This is a genomic window from Acidovorax sp. GW101-11A03, from assembly GCF_059424825.1.
The window spans coordinates 49557-72760 of record NZ_JBWKZU010000025.1; the positions used below are offsets into that span (position 1 = coordinate 49557).

18 protein-coding genes are annotated in these 23204 nt (G+C 66.2%); 7 read left to right on the top strand and 11 right to left on the bottom strand.

What is annotated here, in order from left to right; all coding sequences use genetic code 11:
* Positions 1 to 2: 2 nt before the first annotated feature.
* From AC07Z7_RS12480 to AC07Z7_RS12495, 4 genes are all read left to right on the top strand, one after another.
* Positions 3 to 845 carry a cysteine hydrolase family protein gene (locus tag AC07Z7_RS12480; RefSeq protein WP_494766428.1) on the top strand — a complete coding sequence of 281 codons (843 nt, stop codon included), beginning with the start codon at positions 3 to 5 and terminating at the stop codon, positions 843 to 845.
* Between the two features lie 45 nt (positions 846 to 890).
* The gene (gene pncB, locus AC07Z7_RS12485) at positions 891 to 2090 is read left to right on the top strand and encodes a nicotinate phosphoribosyltransferase (protein WP_494766429.1); all 1200 of its coding nucleotides are present in this window, start codon (positions 891 to 893) and stop codon (positions 2088 to 2090) included.
* A 143-nt stretch (positions 2091 to 2233) separates the two neighbouring features.
* A complete protein-coding gene (locus AC07Z7_RS12490) occupies positions 2234 to 3934 on the top strand; it encodes an NAD+ synthase (protein WP_494766430.1) in 1701 nt (566 codons plus the stop codon).
* 228 nt (positions 3935 to 4162) lie between these two features.
* Positions 4163 to 5212: a bifunctional nicotinamide-nucleotide adenylyltransferase/Nudix hydroxylase gene (locus AC07Z7_RS12495; protein WP_494766431.1), complete on the top strand. Its 1050-nt coding sequence runs from the start codon at positions 4163 to 4165 to the stop codon at positions 5210 to 5212.
* A 53-nt stretch (positions 5213 to 5265) separates the two neighbouring features.
* Here AC07Z7_RS12495 and AC07Z7_RS12500 read toward each other — a convergent pair whose 3' ends face one another.
* The 7 genes from AC07Z7_RS12500 to AC07Z7_RS12530 form a co-directional block, all read right to left on the bottom strand.
* Complete coding sequence (locus AC07Z7_RS12500) at positions 5266 to 6789, bottom strand: methyl-accepting chemotaxis protein (protein ID WP_494766432.1); 1524 nt, start codon at positions 6787 to 6789, stop codon at positions 5266 to 5268.
* Positions 6790 to 6885: 96 nt separating this feature from the next.
* The gene (locus AC07Z7_RS12505; RefSeq protein ID WP_494766433.1) at positions 6886 to 8142 is read right to left on the bottom strand and encodes a Zn-dependent hydrolase; all 1257 of its coding nucleotides are present in this window, start codon (positions 8140 to 8142) and stop codon (positions 6886 to 6888) included.
* A 19-nt stretch (positions 8143 to 8161) separates the two neighbouring features.
* Positions 8162 to 9613 carry a dihydropyrimidinase gene (gene hydA / locus AC07Z7_RS12510; RefSeq protein ID WP_494766434.1) on the bottom strand — a complete coding sequence of 484 codons (1452 nt, stop codon included), beginning with the start codon at positions 9611 to 9613 and terminating at the stop codon, positions 8162 to 8164.
* A 77-nt stretch (positions 9614 to 9690) separates the two neighbouring features.
* Complete coding sequence (locus AC07Z7_RS12515; protein WP_494766435.1) at positions 9691 to 11148, bottom strand: NCS1 family nucleobase:cation symporter-1; 1458 nt, start codon at positions 11146 to 11148, stop codon at positions 9691 to 9693.
* Positions 11149 to 11369: 221 nt separating this feature from the next.
* Entirely contained in the window at positions 11370 to 12683 is a 1314-nt protein-coding gene (preA, locus tag AC07Z7_RS12520) for an NAD-dependent dihydropyrimidine dehydrogenase subunit PreA (RefSeq protein WP_494766436.1), read from the bottom strand.
* Positions 12684 to 12736: 53 nt separating this feature from the next.
* The gene (locus tag AC07Z7_RS12525; protein WP_494766437.1) at positions 12737 to 14086 is read right to left on the bottom strand and encodes an NAD(P)-dependent oxidoreductase; all 1350 of its coding nucleotides are present in this window, start codon (positions 14084 to 14086) and stop codon (positions 12737 to 12739) included.
* Entirely contained in the window at positions 14086 to 14235 is a 150-nt protein-coding gene (locus tag AC07Z7_RS12530) for a hypothetical protein (RefSeq protein ID WP_494766438.1), read from the bottom strand. The genes AC07Z7_RS12525 and AC07Z7_RS12530 overlap by 1 nt, the downstream gene beginning before the upstream one ends.
* A gap of 182 nt (positions 14236 to 14417) precedes the next feature.
* On the opposite strand from AC07Z7_RS12530, the gene AC07Z7_RS12535 reads away from it, so the two are divergent.
* Positions 14418 to 15140: a TetR/AcrR family transcriptional regulator gene (locus AC07Z7_RS12535; protein ID WP_494766439.1), complete on the top strand. Its 723-nt coding sequence runs from the start codon at positions 14418 to 14420 to the stop codon at positions 15138 to 15140.
* 182 nt (positions 15141 to 15322) lie between these two features.
* Here the strand turns inward: AC07Z7_RS12535 and AC07Z7_RS12540 are convergent, their stop codons facing one another.
* Positions 15323 to 16210 (bottom strand): LysR family transcriptional regulator, encoded by an 888-nt coding sequence (locus tag AC07Z7_RS12540; RefSeq protein ID WP_494766440.1) that lies wholly within the window; start codon positions 16208 to 16210, stop codon positions 15323 to 15325.
* A gap of 139 nt (positions 16211 to 16349) precedes the next feature.
* Here AC07Z7_RS12540 and argC point away from each other — a divergent pair, with 139 nt between their 5' ends.
* A complete protein-coding gene (gene argC / locus AC07Z7_RS12545) occupies positions 16350 to 17288 on the top strand; it encodes an N-acetyl-gamma-glutamyl-phosphate reductase (RefSeq protein WP_494766441.1) in 939 nt (312 codons plus the stop codon).
* Between the two features lie 196 nt (positions 17289 to 17484).
* Here argC and AC07Z7_RS12550 read toward each other — a convergent pair whose 3' ends face one another.
* The 3 genes from AC07Z7_RS12550 to AC07Z7_RS12560 all read right to left on the bottom strand — a co-directional run bounded on the left by AC07Z7_RS12550 (position 17485) and on the right by AC07Z7_RS12560 (position 20783).
* Positions 17485 to 17778, bottom strand: a complete 294-nt coding sequence (locus AC07Z7_RS12550; RefSeq protein ID WP_494766442.1) for a DUF4148 domain-containing protein — start codon at positions 17776 to 17778, stop codon at positions 17485 to 17487.
* 63 nt (positions 17779 to 17841) lie between these two features.
* Positions 17842 to 18135 carry a DUF4148 domain-containing protein gene (locus AC07Z7_RS12555; protein ID WP_494766445.1) on the bottom strand — a complete coding sequence of 98 codons (294 nt, stop codon included), beginning with the start codon at positions 18133 to 18135 and terminating at the stop codon, positions 17842 to 17844.
* Between the two features lie 329 nt (positions 18136 to 18464).
* Positions 18465 to 20783: an FG-GAP repeat protein gene (locus AC07Z7_RS12560; protein ID WP_494766443.1), complete on the bottom strand. Its 2319-nt coding sequence runs from the start codon at positions 20781 to 20783 to the stop codon at positions 18465 to 18467.
* Between the two features lie 276 nt (positions 20784 to 21059).
* Between AC07Z7_RS12560 and AC07Z7_RS12565 the strand changes: the two genes are divergently transcribed.
* Positions 21060 to 22778 (top strand): hypothetical protein, encoded by a 1719-nt coding sequence (locus tag AC07Z7_RS12565; protein ID WP_494766444.1) that lies wholly within the window; start codon positions 21060 to 21062, stop codon positions 22776 to 22778.
* Positions 22779 to 23204 lie beyond the last annotated feature (426 nt).

Consider the following 23204-nt stretch of genomic DNA (forward strand, 5'->3'; position numbering starts at 1 on the left):
CCATGGCCACACGCACCACCCAGCTTCTAGTGATCGACCCCCAGAACGATTTCTGCGACCTGCCTGCCAGCCGTTGCCCCGCAGGCCACGCGCCCAGCCTGCCCGTGGCGGGCGCCCACGCCGACATGCAGCGCCTGGCGGCCTTCATCCGGGCACAAGGCGGCCAACTCGACGCCATCACCATCACACTCGACTCGCACCAGCGCTTCGACATCGCCCACCCCGGCTTCTGGCAGACCGGCGCGGGGGCAGTGGTGGCGCCCTTCACTCCCATCACCGCCGCCCAGGTGCGTGCGGGCGACTTCATGCCGCGCGATGTGGCCACCCTGCCCCGCACGCTGGCCTACCTGGACGCACTCGAAGCCCAGGGCCGCTACGCGCTCATGGTCTGGCCCGTGCACTGCGAGGTGGGCACTTGGGGCCACGGCATCCATGCCGATGTGCTGGCCGCCTGTGGCGACTGGCAACTGCAGCGCCAGCGCGCCGTGCGCAATGTGTTCAAGGGCACCAACCCCTGGACGGAGCACTACAGCGCCATCGAGGCCGAGGTGCCCGATGCGGACGATGCCAGCACCGCGCTCAACACCGCCCTGCTGCAGTCGCTGGGCCAGGCCGATGTGCTCCTGATCGCGGGCGAGGCCAGCAGCCACTGCGTGCGCTCGACCACCGAGCACATCGTGCAGCACCTGCCGCGCCTGGTGCCCGGCTGGCAGGCCAGCCGCATCGTTCTGCTGACCGACGGCATGAGCCCCGTGGCGGGATTTGAAGCACAACACCAGGCGTTTCTGGATGCGATGCGCGCCGCAGGCGCACAGCTGAGAAATATGAGTGAAATTGGCCTCTAGCGCCTAACCTTCTTCCCCTGATAGCTATAAATTCAGGAGCAAATCATGCAACCCGTCATCACCAGTCTGCTCGACACCGACCTCTACAAGTTCACCATGTGGCAGGCCCTGCTGCACCGCCATCCACAGACGCAGAGCGAGTACCGCTTCGTCTGTCGCAACAAGCCCCTGTACCCGCTGGCCGAATTGCTGCCCGAGGTGAATGCCGCGCTCGACCATCTGTGCAGCCTGCGCTTCACGGCAGACGAACTCAGCTACCTGGCCGGGCTGCGCTTCATCAAAAGCGATTTCATCGACTTTTTGCGCATCTTCCAGTTCCAGCGCAGCTTCATTGAAGCGCGTGCAGAAGGTGACACGCTCCACATCGTGGCGCGCGGCCCGCAGGTGCATGTGATGGGCTTCGAGATCTTCGTGCTGGCCATCGTCAACGAGCTGTACTTTCGCCGCTTCGATGCGACCGTCGCCCTCACCAGCGGCCGCGAGCGCCTGGCGGTCAAGGTGCAGCAGCTGCAGGACCTGGCCCGGCAGGCCACGTTGCGCCACCCCTTCGAGCTGTTCGACTTTGGCCTGCGCCGCCGCTACAGCGGCGCCTGGCAGCGCGAGGTGGTGCAGACCTTTGCCACGCAGGCGCCGCAGTGGTTCAAGGGCACCAGCAACGTGCTGCTAGCGCGCGACCTGGGCCTTGTGCCCATCGGCACCATGGCGCACGAGTACCTGCAAAGCTACCAGGCGCTCGGCGTGCGCCTGCGCGACTTTCAAAAGGCGGCGCTCGAAGACTGGGTGCAAGAGTACCGGGGCGACCTGGGCATTGCACTGACCGACACCGTGGGCATGGACGCCTTCCTGGCCGACTTCGACCTGTATTTCGCCAAGCTGTTCGACGGCCTGCGGCACGACTCGGGCGACCCGGTGGCCTGGGGCGAGAAGGCGCTGGCCCACTATGCCAAGCTGCGCATCGACGCACACACCAAGCGGCTAGTGTTCTCCGACGGCCTCACGCTGACCAAGGCGCTGGCGCTGTACCGGCACTTTGGCGACCGCACGCAGCTGGGCTTCGGCATCGGCACCCACCTCACCAACGACATGGGTGATGCGCCGGAAATGAAGCCACTCAACATCGTGATGAAGCTGGTGCGCGCCAACGGGCAGCCGGTGGCCAAGCTGTCGGACACGCCGGGCAAGACGCTGTGCGACGATGAAACCTATCTCGCGTACTTGCGCCAAGTCTTCAACGTTGGGGGCTGAGTGGCTGAGAAAACTCTCCTGGCGTCGTTGTTCAGCCTTGCCGTACCTCCGGTACTGTCTGCGACTGAACGCCTAGCCAGGACCGCTTCGCTGAGCTTTTCAGCCACTCCGACGCGCCCTGAAGCATTCAAGGAAAAAGAAACATGCTCCGCATCACCATCGCCCAATTGAATTTCACCGTTGGCGACATCGAGGGCAACGTGGCCCGCATGGTGGCAGCCGCCCAGCAGGCCGCCCGCGAGCAGTCTGACCTCATCGTGTTCAGCGAGCTCGCGCTGTGTGGCTACTACCCCGGCGACATGCTGGACGAGCCGCCCTTCCTGCAACGTGTGCAGGACGGCCTGGCGGCGCTGCAGAAGGCATCGGCCGACCTGCCCGCGCTGCACTGGGTGGTGGGCGCGCCCACGCCCGCCACAGGCCCGGGAAAGCGCCTGCACAACAGCCTGCTGGTGCTGCAGGGCGGCACCGTGCGCCTGCAATATGCAAAGCAGCTGCTGCCCACCTACAACATCTTTGACGAGCGCCGCCACTTCGAGCCCGGGCCGGACGTGGCCAAGGTGCTGCGCATCGGCAGCGCGCAAGTCGGGTTGCTGATCTGCGAAGACGGCTGGAACGACCACGGTGCCGACTACGCCACCAACCCCTTCGAGCGCCTGCGCGACGCTGCGCCCGACCTGGTGATCAGTATCAACGCCAGCCCCAGCCACGTGGGCAAGCGCGAGCAACGCCACCAGATCTTTGGCGGCTCGTCGCGCCGCCACGGTCTGCCCATCCTGTATGTGAACCAGGTTGGCGGCCACGACCAGGTGGTGTACGACGGCGCATCGTTCGCGGCCGAGCCCGCAGCGGGCATCGTGTTCGAGGCGCCGCGTTTTGTGGAGGATGTGCGCACGCTGTGGTTCGACAACGGCCACTTCCTCACCGCCGATGGCCAGGCACCAGCGCGTGTGCCCGCCGAAGGCTTGCCCACCATGGAGTTCTACCGCCAGCAGATCCTGCTGGGCCTGAAGGACTACGCACGGCGCTGCGGCTTCAGACAGGTGGTGGTGGGCAGCTCGGGTGGCATCGATAGCGCGCTCACGCTGGCATTGGCTGCGCAGGCCCTCGGACCCGAGAACGTGGTGGGCGTGACCATGCCCTCGCGCTACTCCAGCAGCGGCTCGGTCGATGACTCGCTGGCGCTGTGCCAGAACCTGGGCGTGCAGCTGCACACGCACCCGATTGCCGAGCTGGTGGCGGGCTACGCGCAGCAGTTTGAGGGCAGCTTCGGCCAGCCGCTGCAGGGTCTGCCGCTTGAAAACCTGCAGGCGCGCATCCGCGGCACGGTGCTGATGGAATACTCCAACGCCTTTGGCCACCTGCTCCTCACCACAGGCAACAAGAGCGAAATCTCGGTGGGCTACTGCACGCTGTATGGCGACACCAATGGCGGTCTGGGGCTGATTGGCGACCTCTACAAGACGGAGGTGTTTGCCCTCTCACGCCATGTCAACGAACAAGCGGGGCGCGCGCTGATCCCGCAGGCCATCATCGACAAGGAGCCGTCGGCCGAACTAGCCCCGGGCCAGCGCGACGTGGACAGCCTGCCGCCCTACCCCGTGCTGGACGAAGTGCTCAAGCTGCTCATCGAGGGCGAGCGCCTGTCACCCGCCGAACACTTGGCCGCGCAGGCCTTTGTGGCCCAGCTGCAGGCCGACGACGCCGGGCGTGCCCTGGTGCAGCGCGTGCGCATGATGGTGGCGCGCAACGAATACAAACGCCGCCAGGCCCCGCCCATCCTGCGGGTGCGGCCCCGGGCGTTCGGCAGCGGACGCCAGATGCCCATCGCCGCAAAGTATGTGTGACAACCCCCTGAGCCGCTTCGCGGCTTCCCCCTTCTCTCACGCTGCGCGTGGGAAGGGGGACGACGCCAGCGCGGCGGGGCGGCCCTTGCGCGGCGTCCGCTGGCGGGGGCCGCGCCGGTACCCAGCGGCGCGCCTCATTCCCCAAAGGCAATCACTACTAAAATCGTAGCTACAAGCGCATGATGGACGCGCGCAAACGGCCAAAAAAGCTCAGAATTTCGGAGACCCATGTACGACACCGCCCTCCTCATCGGCCGCTTTGAACCCGTGCACAGCGGCCACCTGGCCCTGCTGCACGAGGCCCTGCGCGTGGCGCCCCAGGTCATCGTGGTGGTGGGCTCGGCCTGGCAGGCCCGCTCGCCCAAGAACCCCTTCACCTGGCAAGAACGCGAAGCCATGCTGCGCGATGCGCTGCCCCCCGCCGACCGCCACCGCATGCGCGTGCTGCCCGTGCGCGACTACTACAACGAAGCCGTGTGGGTGCAGGCCGTGCGCCAGGGCGTGGCGCAGTACACGCAGCCCGGCGCCCGCATCGCGCTGGTGGGCCACTTCAAGGACGCAACCAGCAGCTACCTGCGCTCCTTCCCCGGCTGGGCGCTGATCGACCTGCCCCGCCAGGGCAGCATGGACGCCACCACCATCCGCGACGCCTACTTTGGCGCCACGGCCGCCACGGTGAGCGAAGCCCTGGCACCGCTGGCTGCGCAGATTCCGCCCGGCACCCTGGCCCAGCTGCAGGCCTTTGCACACACGCCGCACTACGCTGCGCTGCAGGAGGAATGGCGCATGCTGCGCGGCTACCGCCAGGCCTGGTCCGCAGCGCCCTACCCGCCCGTGTTCGTGACGGTGGACGCCGTACTCCGCTGCCAGGACCATGTGCTGCTGATCCGCCGCGCCCACGCGCCGGGCAAAGGCCAGCTGGCGGTGCCCGGCGGCTTTATCGAGCAGCGCGAAACCGTGTGGCAGTCCTGCCTGCGCGAGCTGGTGGAAGAAACCCATTGCCACCTGCCCGAGGCCCACATGCGCGCCGCGCTGCAGTCGGTAGCCGTGTTCGACCACCCCGACCGCAGCCAGCGCGGCCGCACCATCACGCATGCACACTACTTCGACCTGGGCGATGCGCCCTTCCCGGTGGTGCAGGCCGACGATGATGCGGCGCTGGTGCAGTGGACCCGCATCGACGAGCTGGCAGGCATGGAAGAGGCATTCTTCGAAGACCACTTCCACATGCTGGACCACTTTCTGGGCTTGACCGGCCTGGTCACGCCCCGCCCCTGACGCAAGAAAAAAGGCAGGGCGAACCCTGCCTTTGCGAATGCCCGGCGCTGGACTCACGCCACGCGGAACTGCCCCACGGTTTGCGACAGCGCCACGGCCTGCTGGCTGAGTGACTGGGCGGCCGCCAGGGCCTCCTCCACCAGCGCGGCGTTCTGCTGGGTGCTCTGGTCCATCTGCGAGATGGCTTGGTTGACCTGGGCGATGCCCGCGCTTTGCTCGCCGCTGGCGGCGCTGATCTCGGCGACCATGGTGGTCACGCTTTTCACACCCGCCACCACCTCGCCCATGGTGGCGCCCGCCTGCTCCACCAGTTGCGTGCCCACGCCCACCTTGGCCACGGAGTCGTCGATCAGGCCCTTGATCTCCTTGGCCGCCGCCGCGCTGCGCTGGGCCAGGCTGCGCACCTCGCTCGCCACCACGGCAAATCCCCGGCCCTGTTCACCCGCTCGCGCGGCTTCCACCGCCGCATTCAGCGCCAGGATGTTGGTCTGGAACGCAATGCCGTCGATCACGCTGATGATGTCCACGATCTTGCGCGAGGACTGGTCGATGGAGCCCATGGTGCCCACCACCTGCTGCACCACGTCACCGCCGCGCACGGCCATGTCGGATGCGGCACGCGCCAGCTCGTCGGCCCGTTTGGCGTTGGCGGCGTTCTGCTGCACAGTGGAAGTGAGCTGCTCCATCGAGGCCGCCGTCTCCTGCAGCGCGCTGGCCTGCGACTCGGTGCGTGCCGACAGGTCGCCATTGCCTGCAGCAATTTCGGAGGAGGCGGTGTTGATGGAATCGGTGCTGTCGCGCACCTGCTTCACCAGGTGCGAGAGGTTGTCGCGCATGGCGCGGATGGCGTGCAGGATGCTGGTGGTGTCGCCAGGCAAGGTCTGCACCTCCACAGCCAGGTTGCCCTCGGCAATCTGGGTGACCACCTCGGCCGCGTACTGCGGCTCGCCGCCGAGCTGGTGCACCAGGCTGCGCAGCATCTGCCAGGCCATCAGCGCCACGATGAGCATCAGCACTGCGCCAATAGACAGCAGGATGGCGGTGTTGCGCCAGAAGGCGTTTTCGATGTCGTCCACATAGTCGCCAAAGCCGATGATCCAGTCCCAGGGCTCGAACTTGATGATGGCGTAGAGCTTGTCCACCGGCTCCTTGGCGCCGGGGCGCGTGCCGGGCGCTGTCACGGTGCCCACCGTCACGCCCTGCAGCGCGGCGCGGTAGCGCACACCCGCCTCCTTGCCACCCTTTTCATCGACGATGCCGATGCGCTTGGGGTTGGGGTGCACGTAGTTCACATCGTTGGTAAAACCACGGACAAAAAAGTATTTGTCCTTGTCCACAAAGCTGCCGATGGTCTGGGTGGCTTCCTTGATGGCGTCTTCGCGCGAGAGCGCGCCGCTCTTTTCTTTTTCGTGCGACTTCTGGGCGGCCGCGTGGGCCAGCACCACCAGGTTGGAGAGCTGCGCCGTGCGCTCTTTCATCATCGACTGGTAGAGCGTGGTGAGCGCCATGGCCGACAGTACGACCAGGCCCAGGAGCGTGGCGGCGCACAGCCACAGGATGCGGGTTTTGAGTTTCATGGGGCAGCCCTCTTCGCGGAAAACAAAAATTACAAACCACCGGAAGATACAACGCCACCCATGCCCTGCGGGCGCGCCGCCCCACTGCGCGCCCGATCAGGTGCCCGCCCGCTCCAGCATCGCATGCAGCAGCACGTTGCAGCCCGCCTCGATGTGCTCAGGTTTCGCATCCTCGATCTCGTTGTGGCTGATGCCGTCCTTGCAGGGGATGAAGATCATGCCGCTGGGTGCGAGCTTGGCCATGTAGACGGCGTCGTGCCCGGCACCCGAGACGGCGGGCATGTGGCTGTAGCCCAGCTTGGCGGCGGCGCGGCCCACGGCCTCCACGCACTCGGGCTGGAAGAGCTGCGCGGGGTAGCTGGACACCATCTCGATGTGCACCTGCACACCGTGCTCCTTGGCCACCTGGTCGGCGAAGGCCTTGACCTCGGCGGCCATGGCGTCCACCAGTGCGTCCGTGCTGTTGCGCAGGTCGATGCTGAACTTGACCCGGCCCGGAATCACGTTGCGGCTGTTGGGGAACACCTGCACCATGCCCACAGTGCCCCGGCCGTGCGGCGGATGGCGGTGGGCGGCGGCCACCACGTCTTGCATGATGCGCGTGGCGGCCAGCATCGCGTCTTTGCGCAGGGCCATGGGCGTGGGGCCTGCGTGGGCTTCCATGCCGGTGACGGTGCAGTCAAACCAGCGGATGCCCAGCACGCCACTGACCACGCCGATGGTCTTGTCGTTGTCTTCCAGCACCGGGCCTTGCTCGATGTGGGTTTCAAAGTACGCGCCGATGGGGTGGTCGCCGGGCTCCTGGTCGCCGATGTAGCCGATGCGTTCCAGCTCGCTCTTCACCGTCTTGCCCTCGGTGTCGGTGGCAGCGTAGGCGTGCTCCAGCGTGAAGGCTTTGGCGAACACGCCGGAGCCCATCATGACGGGCACGAAGCGGCTGCCTTCTTCGTTGGTCCAGAAGGCGACTTCGATGGGGGCCTCGGTTTCGATACCGTGGTCGTTGAGCGTGCGCACCACCTCAATGCCCGCCAGCACGCCGTAGTTGCCGTCGAACTTTCCGCCCGTGGGCTGGGTGTCGATGTGGCTGCCGGTCATGATGGGTGGCAGGCTGTTGTTGCGGCCAGGGCGACGCATGAAGCCGTTGCCGATCTTGTCGATGGTCACCGTCATGCCCGCTTCGCGTGCCCAGCGAGTCACCAAGTCACGACCTTGTTTGTCCAGGTCGGTGAGGGTGAGGCGGCATACGCCCCCCTTGGGTGTGGCGCCGATCTGCGCCAGCTCCATGAGCGAATCCCACAGGCGCTGGCCGTTGATGCGCAGGTTTTCGATGTTGGGTTTGACTTTGGTGTCCATGGTGTTGTTCTCCGTCGGTTCAGCGGTTGACCGCCGTGGGGGCGAGATCCTGCGCGCGCTTCTGCACCGCCTGGAAGTTGGCGCCAAACGCCGGGCGCTTGATATAGCGGCCCTTGCCCTGCTCGGCGCGCAGGTCGCCGTTGGCAAACACCACGTGGCCCTGGCTCACGGTGTGGCTGGGGATTCCGCGCACGGTGCGGCCTTCAAAGATGTTGAAGTCGCCCTTGCTGAACTGCGTCTTGGCCGAGAAGGTCTTGGTGCCTTGCGGGTCCCACAGCACCAGGTCGGCATCGGCACCTTCGCCGATGAAACCCTTGCGCGGATAGATGTTGAACAGCTTGGCCGCGTTGGCCGAGGTGATGGCCACAAACTCGCTGGGCGTGAGGCGCCCGGTGTTCACGCCGCCGTCCCACAGCGCAGCCATCCGCTCTTCCACGCCGCCCGTGCCGTTGGGGATCTTGGCAAAGTTCTCCTTGCCCATGGCCTTTTGCGCGGCGCAGAAGGTGCAGTGGTCCGTGGCCGTGGTGTGCAGCTGGCCCGACTGCAGGCCGCGCCACAGCGCCTCCTGATGGCCCTTGGGGCGGAAGGGCGGGCTCATCACGTAGGCGGCGGCCTTGGCAAAGTCGGGGTCGCGGTACACGCTGTCGTCCACCAGCAGGTGGCCGGCCAGCACTTCACCGTACACACGCTGGCCACGCGCACGGGCGCGGGCAATGGCGTCGGCGGATTCGATGCAGCTCACGTGCACCACGTAAATGGGCACGCCCAGCACGTCGGCAATGGCAATGGCGCGGTTGGCGGCCTCGGCCTCGACCATGGGTGGGCGCGACAGTGGGTGGCCCTCGGGGCCGGTGATGCCCATCTTGGCGACCTCTTGCTGCAGCAGGTAGACCAGCTCGCCGTTTTCGGCGTGCACCGTGGGCATGGCACCCAGTTCGAGCGCGCGCTTGAAGCTGTTCACCAGGGTTTCGTCGTCGCACATGATGGCGTTCTTGTAGGCCATAAAGTGCTTGAAGCTGTTCACGCCCTCTTCCTGCACCAGCGTGCCCATGTCGGCGCGCACCTGCTCGCTCCACCAGGTGACGGCAACGTGGAAGGAATAGTCGGCCGCCGATTTTTCGGCCCAGCCGCGCCACTTGCGGTAGGCATCCATCAGCGGCTCCTGCGGGTCCGGGATCACGAAGTCGATGATGCTCGTGGTGCCGCCCGCCAGCGCGGCGGCCGTGCCGGTGAAGAAGTCGTCCATGGTGACGGTGCCCATGAACGGCAGCTGCATGTGGGTGTGCGGGTCGATGCCGCCGGGCAGCACATACTGGCCGCTGGCGTCCAGCACCTGCGCGCCTGCGGGGGCCTGCGCCGCAGCCCCATCCCCCACGGCCACGATGCGGCCATCGACGCACAACACATCGGCGCGCTGTTCACGGTCGGCGTTGACCACGGTGCCACCGCGGATCACAAGGGCTTGGCTCATGGGGGTCTCCTTCAGGGATACGGATCAGGTCAAAAAAAGGCCCTGCACTGGCACCAGGCCCAGGCAGGGCCAAGGGGTCACTTCTTCTTGGCGGTCAGGTAGTAGTAGGTACCGGCCACGGCCAGGCTGAAGAACCAGCCAAAGTCGAACAACGCCAGCAGCAGGCCAGGCACAGCCGCCTTGTCCACCACGCCCGACACGGCCAGGCAGCCCGGCAGGCAGGGCAGCACGCCCAGCGCAAAGGCAATCAATGCCTGGACGTTCCAGCCATTGCTGTACTCATATTCGCCACCACGGCGATACAGGTCGTCCACCTTCAGCTCGCTCTTGCGCACCAGGTAGTAGTCCACCAGCAGGATGCCCGCAATCGCGCCCAGCAGCGTGCCGTAGCCGCCCAGCCAGGTGAACAGGTAGCCACCCGAGGTGGCCAGCAGCTTCCAGGGCATGAACAGCAGGCCGATCAGCGCAGCGATCAGGCCACCCATGCGGAAGCTGATCTTGGACGGTGCACACTGGCTGAAGTCGTACGAAGGCGACACCAGGTTAGCGGCCACATTGGTCGTCAGGTTGGCCAGCAAAATCACCAGCAGGCCCACACCTGCAGCCACGCTGCCCATTTGCGTGAGCAGACCATCAGGGAACAGCTGGGCCTTGCCGTACAGGATGGCCGAGGCCGAGAAACCGATCACACCCACCATGGAAAACAGCGCCATGGGAATCGGCAGGCCGATGGCCTGGCCCACGACCTGGTCCTTTTGCGACTTGGCAAAGCGCGTGAAGTCCGGAATGTTGAGCGCCAGCGTGGCCCAGAAGCCGACCAGGCCCGTCAGCGCCGCCCAGGTCTTGGGACCGCCCTCGACCACCTTAGCGGGCAGGTTGAACAGCTGGCCCGAGGGCACCTTCATCATCAGCACCACCACCAGCAGCACGGACGCACCGATCATCAGCGGCGCGGCAATCACCTCCAGCAGACGGATGGACTCCGGCCCCTTCCATATGAACCAGATGTGAACCGCCCAGAACGCCAGGAAGCACATGAACTGCGAGGTGCTGATGGTCTGCCCATCCGCTGGCCCAGCCAGGTTCATGCCCAGGATGTTGAGGAAGCCGTGCAGCGCCAGCGCGCCAAAGTAGCAGTTGATGGAGAACCAGCCACATGCCACCAGGCCGCGCAGCACGGCGGGCAGGTTTGCACCTTTCACGCCGAAGGATGCACGTGCGAGCACGGGGAACGGCACACCATATTTGGGCCCCACGCGCCCAATGAGCACCATAGGCACGAGCACGATGCAGTTGGCCAGGAACACCAGCCACACCGCCATCTGCCAGGTGAAGCCCTGGTCCAGCATGGAGCTGGCCATGGTGTAGGTGGGCACGCACACGACCATGCCCACCCAGAGTGCGGCAAAGTCCTTCCACGTCCAGTGTCGCTGCGCGGCGGTGGTGGGGAGCAGATCTTCATTGGCGAGCGTGTTGGATGCATCGCCGGGCATTAGCCCCGCCACATGGGCCGCGCTGCCGGTACTGTTGGTCATGCCTGTACTCCTGTCAAAGACGTCGTTGGGGTTGCACACAACCCGCTGTCTGTTCCAGCGCCCTCACGCTGGCAGATGGCGGGCAAAGGGAAGCGAGCGATGCTAGAGATCACGCAAGAACTGCACCAGATGCAGTGCAGCATGCGTTGCAAATCGGCACCACAACGGGTGCTGTCACAACGCCTTGCACGGTCTGTGGCACACGCTCGCAGGGGCACATATCAAGCTGCGGCAGACACGCGCTGCGGGTTGTTGGGGTGCGTGGTCCAGTTGGCGTATTCGCCCGTCACCGTCTTGCCGGTGCGCACATCGACTTCGCCCGGCTCCAGCGCGCGCATGGTGATGCACTCGGGCACGGGGCAGATCGACACGCACAGGTTGCAGCCCACGCACTCGGCCTCGTTGATCTCGAACTTGCGCACACCGCCTTCTTTGGTGAAGGTGATGGCCTGGTGCGAGGTGTCTTCGCACACCACATGGCAGCGGCCGCACTGGATGCAGGCGTCCTGGTTGATGACGGCTTTTTCGATGTGGTTGAGGTTGAGGTTCTTCCAGTCCTTCACGGTGGGCACGGCCTGGCCCTTGAAGTCATCCAAGGTGGCGTAGCCGTGCTCGTCCATGAAGTTGGACAGGCCGTCGCACATGTCCTGCACGATCTTGAAGCCGTACACCATGGCCGCCGTGCACACCTGCACCGTGCCGCAGCCCAGCGCAATGTATTCGGCCGCGTCGCGCCAGGTGGTGATGCCGCCAATGCCGCTGATGGGCAGGCCGGCGGTCTGTGCATCGCGCGCAATCTCGGCCACCATGTTGAGCGCAATGGGCTTGACGGCCGGGCCGCAGTAGCCGCCGTGCGATCCCCAGCCGTCGGTGCTCGGGCTCATCACCATGCGGTCCAGGTCCACGCCCATGATGGAGTTGATGGTGTTGATGAGCGACACGGCATCGGCCCCGCCCGCCTTGGCCGCACGCGCCGGTTGGCGCACGTCGGTGATGTTGGGGGTGAGCTTCACGATCACAGGCAGCTTGCTGTAGTGCTTGCACCAGGCCGTGACCATCTGGATGTATTCAGGCACCTGGCCCACGGCCGCGCCCATGCCACGCTCGCTCATGCCGTGTGGGCAGCCGAAGTTGAGTTCGATGCCGTCGGCACCGGTGTCTTCCACCAGCGGCAGGATGTTCTTCCAGCTCTCCTCCACGCAGGGCACCATCAGCGAGACGATCATGGCCCGGTCCGGCCAGTTGCGTTTGACGCGCTTGATCTCTTCGAGGTTGGTGTGCAGCGGCCGGTCGGTGATCAGCTCGATGTTGTTCAGGCCGATCACGCGGCGGTCTTGCGACATGAGTGTGGAGTAGCGCGGGCCGTTGACGTTGACGACGGCCGGGTCTTCGCCCAGCGTCTTCCACACCACGCCGCCCCAGCCCGCCTCGAAGGCGCGGGTGACGTTGATCTCCTTGTCGGTGGGTGGTGCGGAGGCCAGCCAGAAGGGGTTGGGACTTTGGATGCCCAGAAAATTGCTGCGAATGTCTGCCATGGGGTGCTCCCGTGAAAACTGGGGTGGAAGGGTTCAGGCCGCTTCAGGCCATCTCAAGCCATCAGTGCGGCGTGGATGGAAACAGCGGCAACCTTGCCGTGCTCCACCGCCTCCACCGTGAGGTCGCGGCCGCCCACGCGGCAGTCGCCACCGGCCCATACACGCGGCAGGCTGGTCTGGCCCTCTGCATCGGTGGCAATGCGCCCGCCCTCCAGTGCAATGCGGCTGCCCACGGGCTCGGCCACAAAGGTCTGGCCGATGGCCTTGAGCACCATGTCGGCTTCGAGCGTGAAGGTCTCGCCGGTTTCCACCAGCTTGCCCCCGCTCAGCGCCGTGGCGGCAAAACGCACGCCCTTCACCGCGCCGCCTTCGCTCAGCACCTCCTTCGGTGCGGCCCAGTGGCGAATGGTCACGCCGTTCGTCTGCGCCCATTGCTGTTCCACGGCCGATGCCGACATGGCCTCGGCGCCCCGGCGGTAGACGATGGCCACCTCTTCCGCACCCAGCTTGCGCGACTGCACGGCCGCATCCACTGCCGTCATGCCGCCGCCAATCACCACCACGCGGCGGCCCACAGGCAGGGTCGAGAGGTCGGTGCTCTGGCGCAGCTCGGCAATGAAGTCCACCGCATTGCGCAGGCCGGTGGCCGTGGGTTCGGCCACGCCCAGCGCATTCACGCCCTGGAGGCCCAGTCCCAGGAACACGGCGTCATAAGCACTCAGCAGGCTGTCGAGCGTGATATCGCGGCCCAGTTGCTGGCCGGTGCGCACTTCGATACCACCGATGGACAACAGCCACTCCACTTCCTTCTGCGCGAAGTTGTTGGTGGTCTTGTAACTGGCCAGTCCATATTCGTTGAGGCCGCCGAGCTTGGGCCGCGCCTCGAACAGCACCACGTCATGCCCGCGCACGGCCAGGCCATGCGCACAGGCCAGGCCCGCAGGCCCGGCGCCCACCACGGCCACACGCTTGCCGGTGGCCGCTGCGCGCTGGAACAGCGGTGCACCGGGCTGGGCAAAGAAGGCATCGGTGGCATAGCGCTGCAGCGAGCCGATCTCCACCGGCTTGTCTTCGTTGGTGTTGCGCACGCAGGCCTGCTCGCACAGCACCTCGGTGGGGCACACGCGGGCGCACATGCCGCCCAGCGGGTTGGCCTCCAGGATGGCGCGGGCGGCGCCACGGTTATTGGCCTGCGCAATGCGGTGGATGAACGACGGGATGTCGATGCCCGTGGGACAGGCCGTGGCGCAGGGGGCGTCGTGGCAGTAGTAGCAGCGTTCGGCCTCGATCAGCGCCTGCGCCCGGGTGAGCGGCGGGTGGGCGTCGCCAAAGTTGACGGCGTAGTCGGCCAGGTTCAGGCGTGCGGCATGAATGCCGCAGGCACGGCTTGCAGGTGTGTCCATCAGGTTTCCTCCGAGAGGGTGAGGGTGGGGGTCTGGGCGCCCATGGGGCGTGCAAGCGCACGCCGCGCAGCGTTGGAACGCCAGCCAGTGGCGCCAACAAATGCGGCACCAGCATGGGTGCTGGTGCCCGCAAACTTCGGAGGTTTCATCGTGGTCCTCGCTGTGGGGTGCAGGTGCCCGCTGCTTTGGTGCTGCGGTGCCCTGCGTTGTGGATCAATTTACCAACGCGTAAAAATTTACCAATTGGTAAAATCCCTAGAGCAAACCGCGTGCCAGCCCCCAGCCAGCGATTTGCCAGTTTTCAGGCCTCGGCTTGTTCCACAATGGTGCAATGACTGCCGCCGCCTCCCGCCCCCCCAAAGCCCCCTCCGCTTTCCGCGCCCCCCGATCCCCCCAGGTGCAACGTGCCGCCCCCGGCGACGAGGTGGCGCCCCGCGCGCCCAAGGCTTCGCGCCTGGCCAAGGAGCAGGGCATCCTCACCGAGGCCGAGAACCACTTTGCGCAGTTCGGCTTCGAGGGCGCCTCGCTGGAGAACATTGCCGCTGCTGCGGGCATCAGCCGCCACAACCTGCTGTATTACTTCCCGAGCAAGGAAGCGCTGTACCAGCGGGTGCTGGACGACGTGCTCACCCAGTGGCTGGAGGGTATGGAAGATTTGTCGCACAGTGACGACCCCCAGCAGGCGCTGCGGCGCTACATCCGCGCCAAGCTGCACTACTCACGCACCCGGCCCCAGGGCGCCAAGGTGTTCACCAAAGAGGTGATTGCGGGTGCACCACGGTATGGCACGGCCATCACCGAGCGCGTGGCGCCGCTTCTCAAGACCGAAGTGCGCACCTTCGAGCGCTGGGCGCGCGAGGGCCGCATTGCCAAGGTCAACTTCACGCACCTGATGTTCATCATCTGGTCGGTCACGCAGGCGTATGCGGAGCAGGAAGCGCAGTTCGCCCTGCTGCTGGGCAAGCCCGCCTTGACCGAGCGCGACTACGAAAAGGCCGAGGAGTTGATCGTGCGCATGGTGCTGAGCGCGTTGTCGCCTGATGCGGTGGCCTGAGCGGGTGGCAGCGAATCCGGCCTAGGCCCACCCGGATTTAATCAGCTATAAATTTTATAGCGTAAAAGCCATTATGGTAGAGCGCAAGCGGCCTTATTTCATCAGGATCTAGCCCACTACCACCGGTGGATCCTTGAGCCGCCGGCAGGAAAGGCCGCGCAGGCAACCCGTGCCCGGCCGCATCAGCCCTGTTTTTGCTGCCACAACACATCCAGCACATGCTGGGTGGCGCGCTCCACGCCGCCTTCGCGGTGGGCAATGCCCAGAGGCCGCCAGAGCGGGCGCTGCAGGGGCAGCATGCGGATGCGCGGGTCCAGCGGCGCAGCGGTTGCTGCCTCATGGGGCAGCAGCGTGGCGCCATAACCGGCGGCCACCAGGCTCTTGATGGCATCGTTGTAGTTGAGCTGGATGCGCGCCCGGGGGTGCTCGCCCGCCTGGGCAAACCATTCCTTGCACAGGCGCGACAGGCTGGTGCCCTCGTCGTTCAGGATCAGCGGCTGGCCCGCCAGCCAGCGGGGCGTGGCACGCCGGGGCGATGCCCAGGCCGATGGCACAAAGGCCATGACCGGATCACGCCGCCATGGCAGCACCACCACCCCGCGCACGGCAGGCTGCGGCAGGGCCACCAGGCCAATGTCCAGCGCCCCGCTGGCCAGGCGCTCCATGGTTTCTGGCGACGTCAGCACCGCCACCTGCACGTCAACGCCCGGGTGGTGCTGGCCCAGCACCTCCAGCGCCTGCGGCAGCAGGTGCGCAATGGCGCCGGTGGATGCGCCCAGGCGCACCCGCCCGGCCAGCCCCTGCACCTGGCGCTGCACCAGATCCAGGGTTTCGTCCGCATCGGCCAGCAGGCGCCGCGCGCGCTCGACCAGCACCTCGCCCACGCCCGACGGCCGCACCTCGCCGCGCTTGCGCACCAGCAGGGGCGCGCCGATGTGGGCCTCCAGGTCGGCGATGTGCAGGCTGACCGTGGGCGGCGCCAGGTACAGCACGCGCGCGGCTTCGGCAAAGGAGCCGAGGTCGGCAATCGTGACCAGGGTGCGCAGCCGGTCAAGGTTGAGTTCGCGCATGACGTTCAGTAAACCTGATGCTGATGTTTGTGAAATTCAACTTTTCAAAGTTTAGACCGGCACCGAAGATTGCGCATCCCCTACACCCGCTCGTTCATCCCGCCGTGGATGCCACAGCAATCACCCGGAGCCCTACCCCATGACCACCTCTCCCCTTGTTTTTATCGACGGCGACCAGGGCACCACCGGTCTGCAGATCCACGAGCGCCTGCGCGGCCGCACCGACCTGCGCCTGCTGACCCTGCCCGACGCCGAGCGCAAGAACGCGGCCCGCCGCGCCGAGGCCATCAACCACTGCGACATTGCCATCCTGTGCCTGCCCGATGCGGCTGCGCGCGAGGCTGTGGCCGCCATCGCCAATCCAGCCGTGCAGGTGATCGACGCCAGCTCGGCGCACCGCACCGACCCGCAGTGGGTCTATGGCTTTCCTGAACTGGACGCTGCGCAGCCTGCGCGCATCGCCAGTGCCCAGCGGGTGAGCAACCCTGGCTGCTATCCCACGGGCGCCGTGGCCCTGCTGCGTCCCCTGGTGCAGGCCGGCCTGCTGGGCCGCGAGCATGCGGTCACGGTGCATGCGGTGTCGGGCTACTCGGGCGGCGGGCGGGCCCGCGTGGAAGAGCACGAGGGCCCTGGCGGCGCACAGGCCCCGGCCTTTCAGTTGTATGGACTGAAGCTGGAGCACAAACACACGCCCGAAATCGCGCAGCACGCGGGCCTGGCCCAACGCCCCATTTTTGTGCCCGCCTACGGCGCGTTCCGCCAGGGCATCGTGCTGAGCATTCCCCTGTTTGTGCACCAGCTGCCTGCGGGTGCCAGCGGCGAGCGGCTGCACGCCTGTCTGCAGCAGCACTACGCAGGTGCCGCCCATGTCGAGGTCATGCCGTTGGCGCAGGCCGAAGCCGCCGAACACCTCGACCCGCAGGCCCTCAATGGCACCAACCAGCTGCGGCTGGGGGTGTTCGCCAACGCACGGCATGGGCAGGTGCTGCTCACGGCCGTGTTCGACAACCTGGGCAAGGGCGCCTCGGGCGCGGCGGTGCAGAACCTGGACCTGATGCTGGCGCACCGGGCCGCATGAAGGCCCGCCCGCGCATTGATCGAGCAGCGCGGCGAGTACCAAGACAAGCCACCAACAAAAAGGGCTCCCCAATGGGAGCCCCGTTTGCTTGGCCAGTGCGGGTGTCTTCAAAACACCTCCCATGGCAGCAGCACCCGCACCGCGCGAAGTGCCACCACCATGGGAAGTCCCGCAACTGCGTCAATCGATCAACCGATTACATGGCGCTGAATTCGCCCGAAGGGATCTGACCCGTGCGCAGGGCTTCAGCAGCCTGGGCACGCACAGCAGCGCGGTCAGCCGTGGACTTGTAGGTCACCACGCGCGAACCAGCAGGCTCCTGGCTGCGCGTCTGTGCCACGGTAGCGGCTTCGGCAGCCACTTCAGCACGGGTGCGGTTCGTGTCGAACTTCAGGGCAAATTGCGAGCTGTCGGCTTCGTCAGCGTGGGCGCCGAAGGCAGAGAAGGCAGCCACAGCGGCGATGGACAGGAAACGTGCGGTCTTGTTCATGGTGATCTCGATTCTTAAATAGGGTTGGGTAGGGGTCAGGTCCGTTCGATCCGGGGCGGCGTATCAAAGAGCGCCGATTTCGCCGGAAGAAATCTGGCCGGTGCGCACAGCGTCAGCAGCCTGGGCACGCACAGCAGCGCGGTCAGCGGTGCTCTTGTAGGTCACCACACGCGAACCAGCGGGCTCGATCGAGCGGGTCTGGGCCACGGTAGCGGCTTCCGCTTGCACTTCAGCGCGGGTGCGGTTGGTTTCGAATTGGGTGGCGAACTGCGAAGCATCGGCTTCGTCAGCGTGGGCGCCAAAAGAGGCGAAAGCAGCGACAGCGGCGATGGAGAGGAAACGTGCGGTGTTGGTCATGATGGATAAGTCCTTGAAGTTAAAGAAGCGTCTCAAAAAAGCCGGGTCAAAAAACCATTCCTGAACCGGGTTCGGTGAGTCGCCTTGCGGGTTCGGCTCATCGATGGGGTGAACTGTACGCCGATGGTGTTCAAAGAAAAACCACCGAGTCGCGAACTGACTGTTCCAGTATTTGAAACAATTTCGCGTGGCGTGGGCAGGCAGAAAAAAGCCCGTAGCTCCTTTCAGAGCCACGGGCAGGGCGGGCGCAAACCCTCAGAGGTTGTTCCAAGGCGGAGATTCTTTGGCTGCACGCAGGAGCTGGGCCCAAATGCCCCGGCCTTCGCCTCTCAGTACAGGTACACAGCACCCGCATTGGTGCGGCTTTCGTCGGCCTGATTGCCGCCAATGCCGTTCGATCCACCGTCTTCCGTCGAAGCCCCAACCGCCAGCGTGTTGCCGTCGCCTGACAGCGCCACCCGGCCGCCAAAGCGGTCGCCACTGCCGGTGTTCGGCGCCTTCACGTAGGCTTGCTGCGCCCAGGTGCCTGCGGTGCGGCGAAACACCAGCACGGCGCCTGCATCGGCGGCCGTGGTGTCGGCCTGGTTGCCGTTGAAGCCCGTGGCCGCGCTGTTGTCGCGGTACGAAGGCACGACCAGCGTGTTGCCATCGCTGGACATGGCGAGGTTGTTGCCAAAGCGGTGGGGCGTGCGGGTGTTGGATGCCTTCAGGTAGGCCTGCGGCTGCCAGGTGCCGCCTACGCGGGTATAGACAAACACGGCCCCTGAGTTGAGCGCCAGGCTGTTGCTGGCAGGGGGCACCACATACACGCCCGTGTGGTCGCTGCTGTCCCCGTCCATGCCCACGGCCAGCGTGTTGCCGTCTCCCGACAGCATGACCGCCACGCCAAAGCGGTCCAGCGCCAGAGGGCTGGGGGCCTTGAAGTAGGCCTGCTGCGCCCAGACCCCGGCCGTGCGCTGGAACACATAGGCAGCCCCGGCGTCCTGCAAAGAGTCATCGGCCGGGGTGGCGGCCGAGGCGCTGCGCTCAAAGAATGCGCCCACCGCCAGCGTGTCGCCGCTGCCAGACAGACTGAGGTAGATCCCGAAGAAATCCCCGGCGCCCGCATTGGCGGCTTTGATATAGCCCTGCTGCGCCCAGCTGGTGCCGGTGCGGCTGAACACATAGGCCGCGCCGGACGACGCGAACGCCGCATTGCCATGGGCGCCGGTCAGGTCGCCGCTCTCGTAGTAGGCGCCCACAGCCAGGGTGTTGCCATCGGCCGAGAGCGCAACAAACGCGCCAAACAGGTCGAACGCAAACGTGTTGCTGGCCTTGATGAAGGCCTGCTGCGACCAGGTGCTGCCCGAGCGGGAGTACACGTACACCGCGCCGGAACTGCTGGCGAGGTTGTTGCTGGGGGGCATCACCGCAAAGGTTCCTGTCTGGTCGCCGCTTTCACCGTCCGCACCAATGGCCAGGGTGTTGCCGTCAGCCGACAGGGCCACGGCGTTGCCAAAGTAGTCGTTGGCCTCGCCCCCCGGCGCGGTGATGCGCGCCTGTTGTGACCAGGTGCTGCCGGTGCGGGTAAAGACATACACCGCCCCCGTGTTGCCAGCTTCGCCATAGGCCCCGACAGCGAGCGTGGTGCCGTTGGCGGACAAGGCCACCCGGTTCCCGAACCGCGCTTCGGCCGCGGTGCTGGCGGCCTTGAAGTAGCCAATGGCCTGCACCATGTCAGCCGCCACCGGGGCCGACGGGGCGCTGCACCCGCTGATGTTGCAGGCCCGCACCGTGTAGGTGGCGTTCAGCCGCTGGTGCAGCAACACCGGCACCGCATGCGCCAGCGCGGTGGTGGCGGTGGAACCGATCTGCGCGGCCGCCAGCGGGCCCGCACCATCGGGGTCTTCGTGCACGGTGTAGCTGGTGGCATGGGTGGCCGGTAGCCATGAGAAGTTCAACGCCTTGGCCCCATAGGTGATGCCGAGGCCCAGGGGGGCGGCGGCGATGGGTGGAGGCGGCGGAGGCGGTGGGGGCACGTCGATCGTGCGGCAGGTCACCCGCACCTGCGTCACCGGTGCCAAGGCCACACCGGTGGCGCTGTTGGCCTCGCAGAACTGGTCCAGGGGCTGCACCTGCACGGCCACCGAATAGGTGCTGCCATGGGGCACGGCCAGGGCAAAGCGAAATGATCCGTCAGCGGTCAGCGCCAGGTCGGACGTGCCATTGAGCCGCAGGGTCAGCGCCCCCGCCAAGCCCATCACCGTACCGCCCACCGCATAGGTGTTGGCAGTGCAGCGGACCAGCACATTGGTGACCGGCCCTGCCACCACGCCCGTGCCGTTCTCCACCAGGCAGGTCTGCCCGATGGGCTGGGTGCGCACCACGATGTCGTAGGGTTCGCCCTGCGCCACCTGGGTGGCGTAGCTGCCGCTGGCGGTGATGGTCCACTCCCCGCGTGTGCCATTGGCAAGCACCAGCACGCCCGCAAGCCCGGACACCTGGCCACCCACCGGGTGCAGCACTGCGGCAGGCGGCGGGGCGGGCACGGCGTCGCCGCCTCCCCCACCACAAGCTGCCAGCACACCAGCGGCCACCCCCACCAGCCAGCGGGCCGCCCAGCGGCGGATGCCCGCCAGTGCCCCGGGCTGCCCCCCGGGGTGTGGCAACCCATGGAGCCAAACCCACGCGCCCTTTCGGCGCTGCGGGCAGGGGGTTTCGGAGTGAAGGGGGGCAGATCGAGGCATCAAAGGTTCTCCGCGCACAGGACAGGGACGGTGGCCCGGCAGGCCACCAGGCACTCTAGTTTTTGCAGCCCCATCCACCCACCCCACCGAAGCGGGGTTGACAGGCGGGACTGCGCCCTGCTCCTTGCGCCTTTCCCTTTCAGTTCTGCGGCCCGCTGCCGATAAACCCTGGATAAAACCAACGAGAAAAAACCACCCATGAGTGTTGTCGGCCTGTCCGGCCTGTCCCCCGCGCTGGCAACGGCGTGGAGCCCCACAGTAACCCCCGCCCCATCGGCAGCAACGCGCCCGGTAGCGGCGCAGCCAGCGCCGGTCACCCCACAAAAACCCGCTGCAGCCAGCAGCCCCACCACCAACATCGCCAGTGCCACCGTGCAGGGCAACCCACGCTTCCTGCACATCACGCAGATGCCAGGCAGCCTGCAGACAACCCCCGCCACCTACGAAGCACTGCTGGACATGCAGACCCGGGGCGGGCGCATGCAGGTGTGGGAACAAGCCCCGGACAACGCCCTGGCCGAGGTGATGGGCCGCAACGCCAGTGGCACCACACAGCAGGGCCGCCTGGCGGGCCTGGGCTCTGCGCTGCTGGGGCAGGTGGCCAGCACGGGCACGGGCTACCGGCAAACCGTGGTGGACATGGCTGCCGTCGCTTCGCCCGACCGGGTCCAGGGCAAGGCCACGGATGCGCTCTGGTCCTTCAAGAGCCGCCCCAGTGGCAGTGTGGAACTCTCCATCGAGACGCGGTCTGGCGCCCGGGTGCGCCTGTCCATCCACGACCAGCGCGAGCCCAGCGCCTCCGGCGCGGGCATGTCGGTCGAGGTCGTGGTGGAAGGGGAACTCGGTGTGCAGGAGCGCGAAGCGCTCCGCGCCCTGGCCAGCGGATTCGACAAGGCAGTGCAGGGGCTGTCGGGTGACGACCCGAAGCTGGATGTGGAAGAACTGCTCCGGTTCGACAGCAAGGCATTCGCCCGGCTGGAACTCCAGCTGGAGGTGTATGGCAAGGACAGGGATGGCAACCGGGTGTTGACGCTGGGCGCGCAGCTCCAGGTCGATGGAGACCGGCGCGCAGTGCAGCTGCGAAGTCGCGACGGCGTGGTGAAGATGGCAACCGACCTGCGCCAGCCCGCCCAATGGGGTACGGACGCACAACGGGCCAATGCTGTCGAGCGCTACCTGGGCCGCATCGACAAGGCAGCAGAACGCGGCCAGGCCCGACAGGCCCTGGTGGACCTGTTCAAGTCCAGCTTTGCAGCCATGCACAGCCGCTACGACGCCCCCCACACAGGCGTTGGCCTGAAACCCGGCACCGCGCTGCACACCCTGCCCGGCACCTTCGGCGAAGAAGACCAGAGTCTGTTGACGGGTCTGGCGGACTTTGACGCCAGCATCACGGCCACCACGCGGGCCACCAACCCGCGCCGCACGCAGGAACTCGACACCTTCCACTACACGCTGAACCAGTCCACCCACATCACGGGCAGCTCCAGCCGCAACCGGGCCGTCAGCCAGACCCAGACCGCGCAGCTCGTGGCCTCCTACCACCAGTCTCTGCTGGTGTCGGCCGCCCCCCGGCTTGACACCACCTCGGCGTCACAGAACTACCTCTACAACAAGGTGGACGACAGCAGCAGCACGGAGGCGCACCTGGCCTATGACAACGGCGAGGCCATCCGCGCCACACTCACCCAGGCCGCGTCCCACTCGCTGCACACGCTCAGGGTGGAAAACAACCAGGTCACGGGCAACAGCACCAGTGCACCCGGGCCACAGTCCCGGCACACCGACCTGCTCCCCCTGCTCAAGCAGCTGCAGCTGCAGCGCCAGCAAGACGCCCAGGAAGCCGACGACACCGCGCGCCGCGAGCGGCAGGAAACCCTGCAGGCCTGGCAGACACAGGTTTTGCAGGGCCTGTGATGGCCGCGCCGCCCCTACCCCCAGGCGAAGGTGTTCTGCACGCCTTAGCTGCAAAACGCCAGTCAACCTGAGAAACCCAGCAGACGTAAGTCATTGATTTTTTAGCTTCCTCCAAACTGCGCCATTGGTGTTTAGAGGCCCGCGCCACTCTACATTCGTCGGTGCGGTTTTTGCGCCACTACAGTTTCGTGAGTGCGAAGCTTGCTATCGGACGCAGAAATGACTTTGTGTGCTTGCCCTCGTCAACCACTCCGCATCAGGGTGTCGCACCAGGTCAACCACTGGTGTTCCCTAGAACAGCACCTTCTGCGCACTCGTCAACGCCACAAAGCTGTCGCCCAACGGCTGGAGAATCGCATCGGCGATGGGCTGGAGTTGTTTGACGAGGTAATGCTCATAGTCAATGTGCGAATACCGGGCCTCCAG

Excerpts from the sequence above, each read along its gene's own strand:
- AC07Z7_RS12480 (WP_494766428.1), top strand. The coding sequence starts at position 3 with ATGGCCACACGCACCACCCAGCTTCTAGTGATCGACCCCCAGAACGAT.
- pncB (WP_494766429.1), top strand. The coding sequence starts at position 891 with ATGCAACCCGTCATCACCAGTCTGCTCGACACCGACCTCTACAAGTTC.
- AC07Z7_RS12490 (WP_494766430.1), top strand. The coding sequence starts at position 2,234 with ATGCTCCGCATCACCATCGCCCAATTGAATTTCACCGTTGGCGACATC.
- AC07Z7_RS12495 (WP_494766431.1), top strand. The coding sequence starts at position 4,163 with ATGTACGACACCGCCCTCCTCATCGGCCGCTTTGAACCCGTGCACAGC.
- AC07Z7_RS12500 (WP_494766432.1), bottom strand. The coding sequence starts at position 6,789 with ATGAAACTCAAAACCCGCATCCTGTGGCTGTGCGCCGCCACGCTCCTG.
- AC07Z7_RS12505 (WP_494766433.1), bottom strand. The coding sequence starts at position 8,142 with ATGGACACCAAAGTCAAACCCAACATCGAAAACCTGCGCATCAACGGC.
- hydA (WP_494766434.1), bottom strand. The coding sequence starts at position 9,613 with ATGAGCCAAGCCCTTGTGATCCGCGGTGGCACCGTGGTCAACGCCGAC.
- AC07Z7_RS12515 (WP_494766435.1), bottom strand. The coding sequence starts at position 11,148 with ATGACCAACAGTACCGGCAGCGCGGCCCATGTGGCGGGGCTAATGCCC.
- preA (WP_494766436.1), bottom strand. The coding sequence starts at position 12,683 with ATGGCAGACATTCGCAGCAATTTTCTGGGCATCCAAAGTCCCAACCCC.
- AC07Z7_RS12525 (WP_494766437.1), bottom strand. The coding sequence starts at position 14,086 with ATGGACACACCTGCAAGCCGTGCCTGCGGCATTCATGCCGCACGCCTG.
- AC07Z7_RS12530 (WP_494766438.1), bottom strand. The coding sequence starts at position 14,235 with ATGAAACCTCCGAAGTTTGCGGGCACCAGCACCCATGCTGGTGCCGCA.
- AC07Z7_RS12535 (WP_494766439.1), top strand. The coding sequence starts at position 14,418 with ATGACTGCCGCCGCCTCCCGCCCCCCCAAAGCCCCCTCCGCTTTCCGC.
- AC07Z7_RS12540 (WP_494766440.1), bottom strand. The coding sequence starts at position 16,210 with ATGCGCGAACTCAACCTTGACCGGCTGCGCACCCTGGTCACGATTGCC.
- argC (WP_494766441.1), top strand. The coding sequence starts at position 16,350 with ATGACCACCTCTCCCCTTGTTTTTATCGACGGCGACCAGGGCACCACC.
- AC07Z7_RS12550 (WP_494766442.1), bottom strand. The coding sequence starts at position 17,778 with ATGAACAAGACCGCACGTTTCCTGTCCATCGCCGCTGTGGCTGCCTTC.
- AC07Z7_RS12555 (WP_494766445.1), bottom strand. The coding sequence starts at position 18,135 with ATGACCAACACCGCACGTTTCCTCTCCATCGCCGCTGTCGCTGCTTTC.
- AC07Z7_RS12565 (WP_494766444.1), top strand. The coding sequence starts at position 21,060 with ATGAGTGTTGTCGGCCTGTCCGGCCTGTCCCCCGCGCTGGCAACGGCG.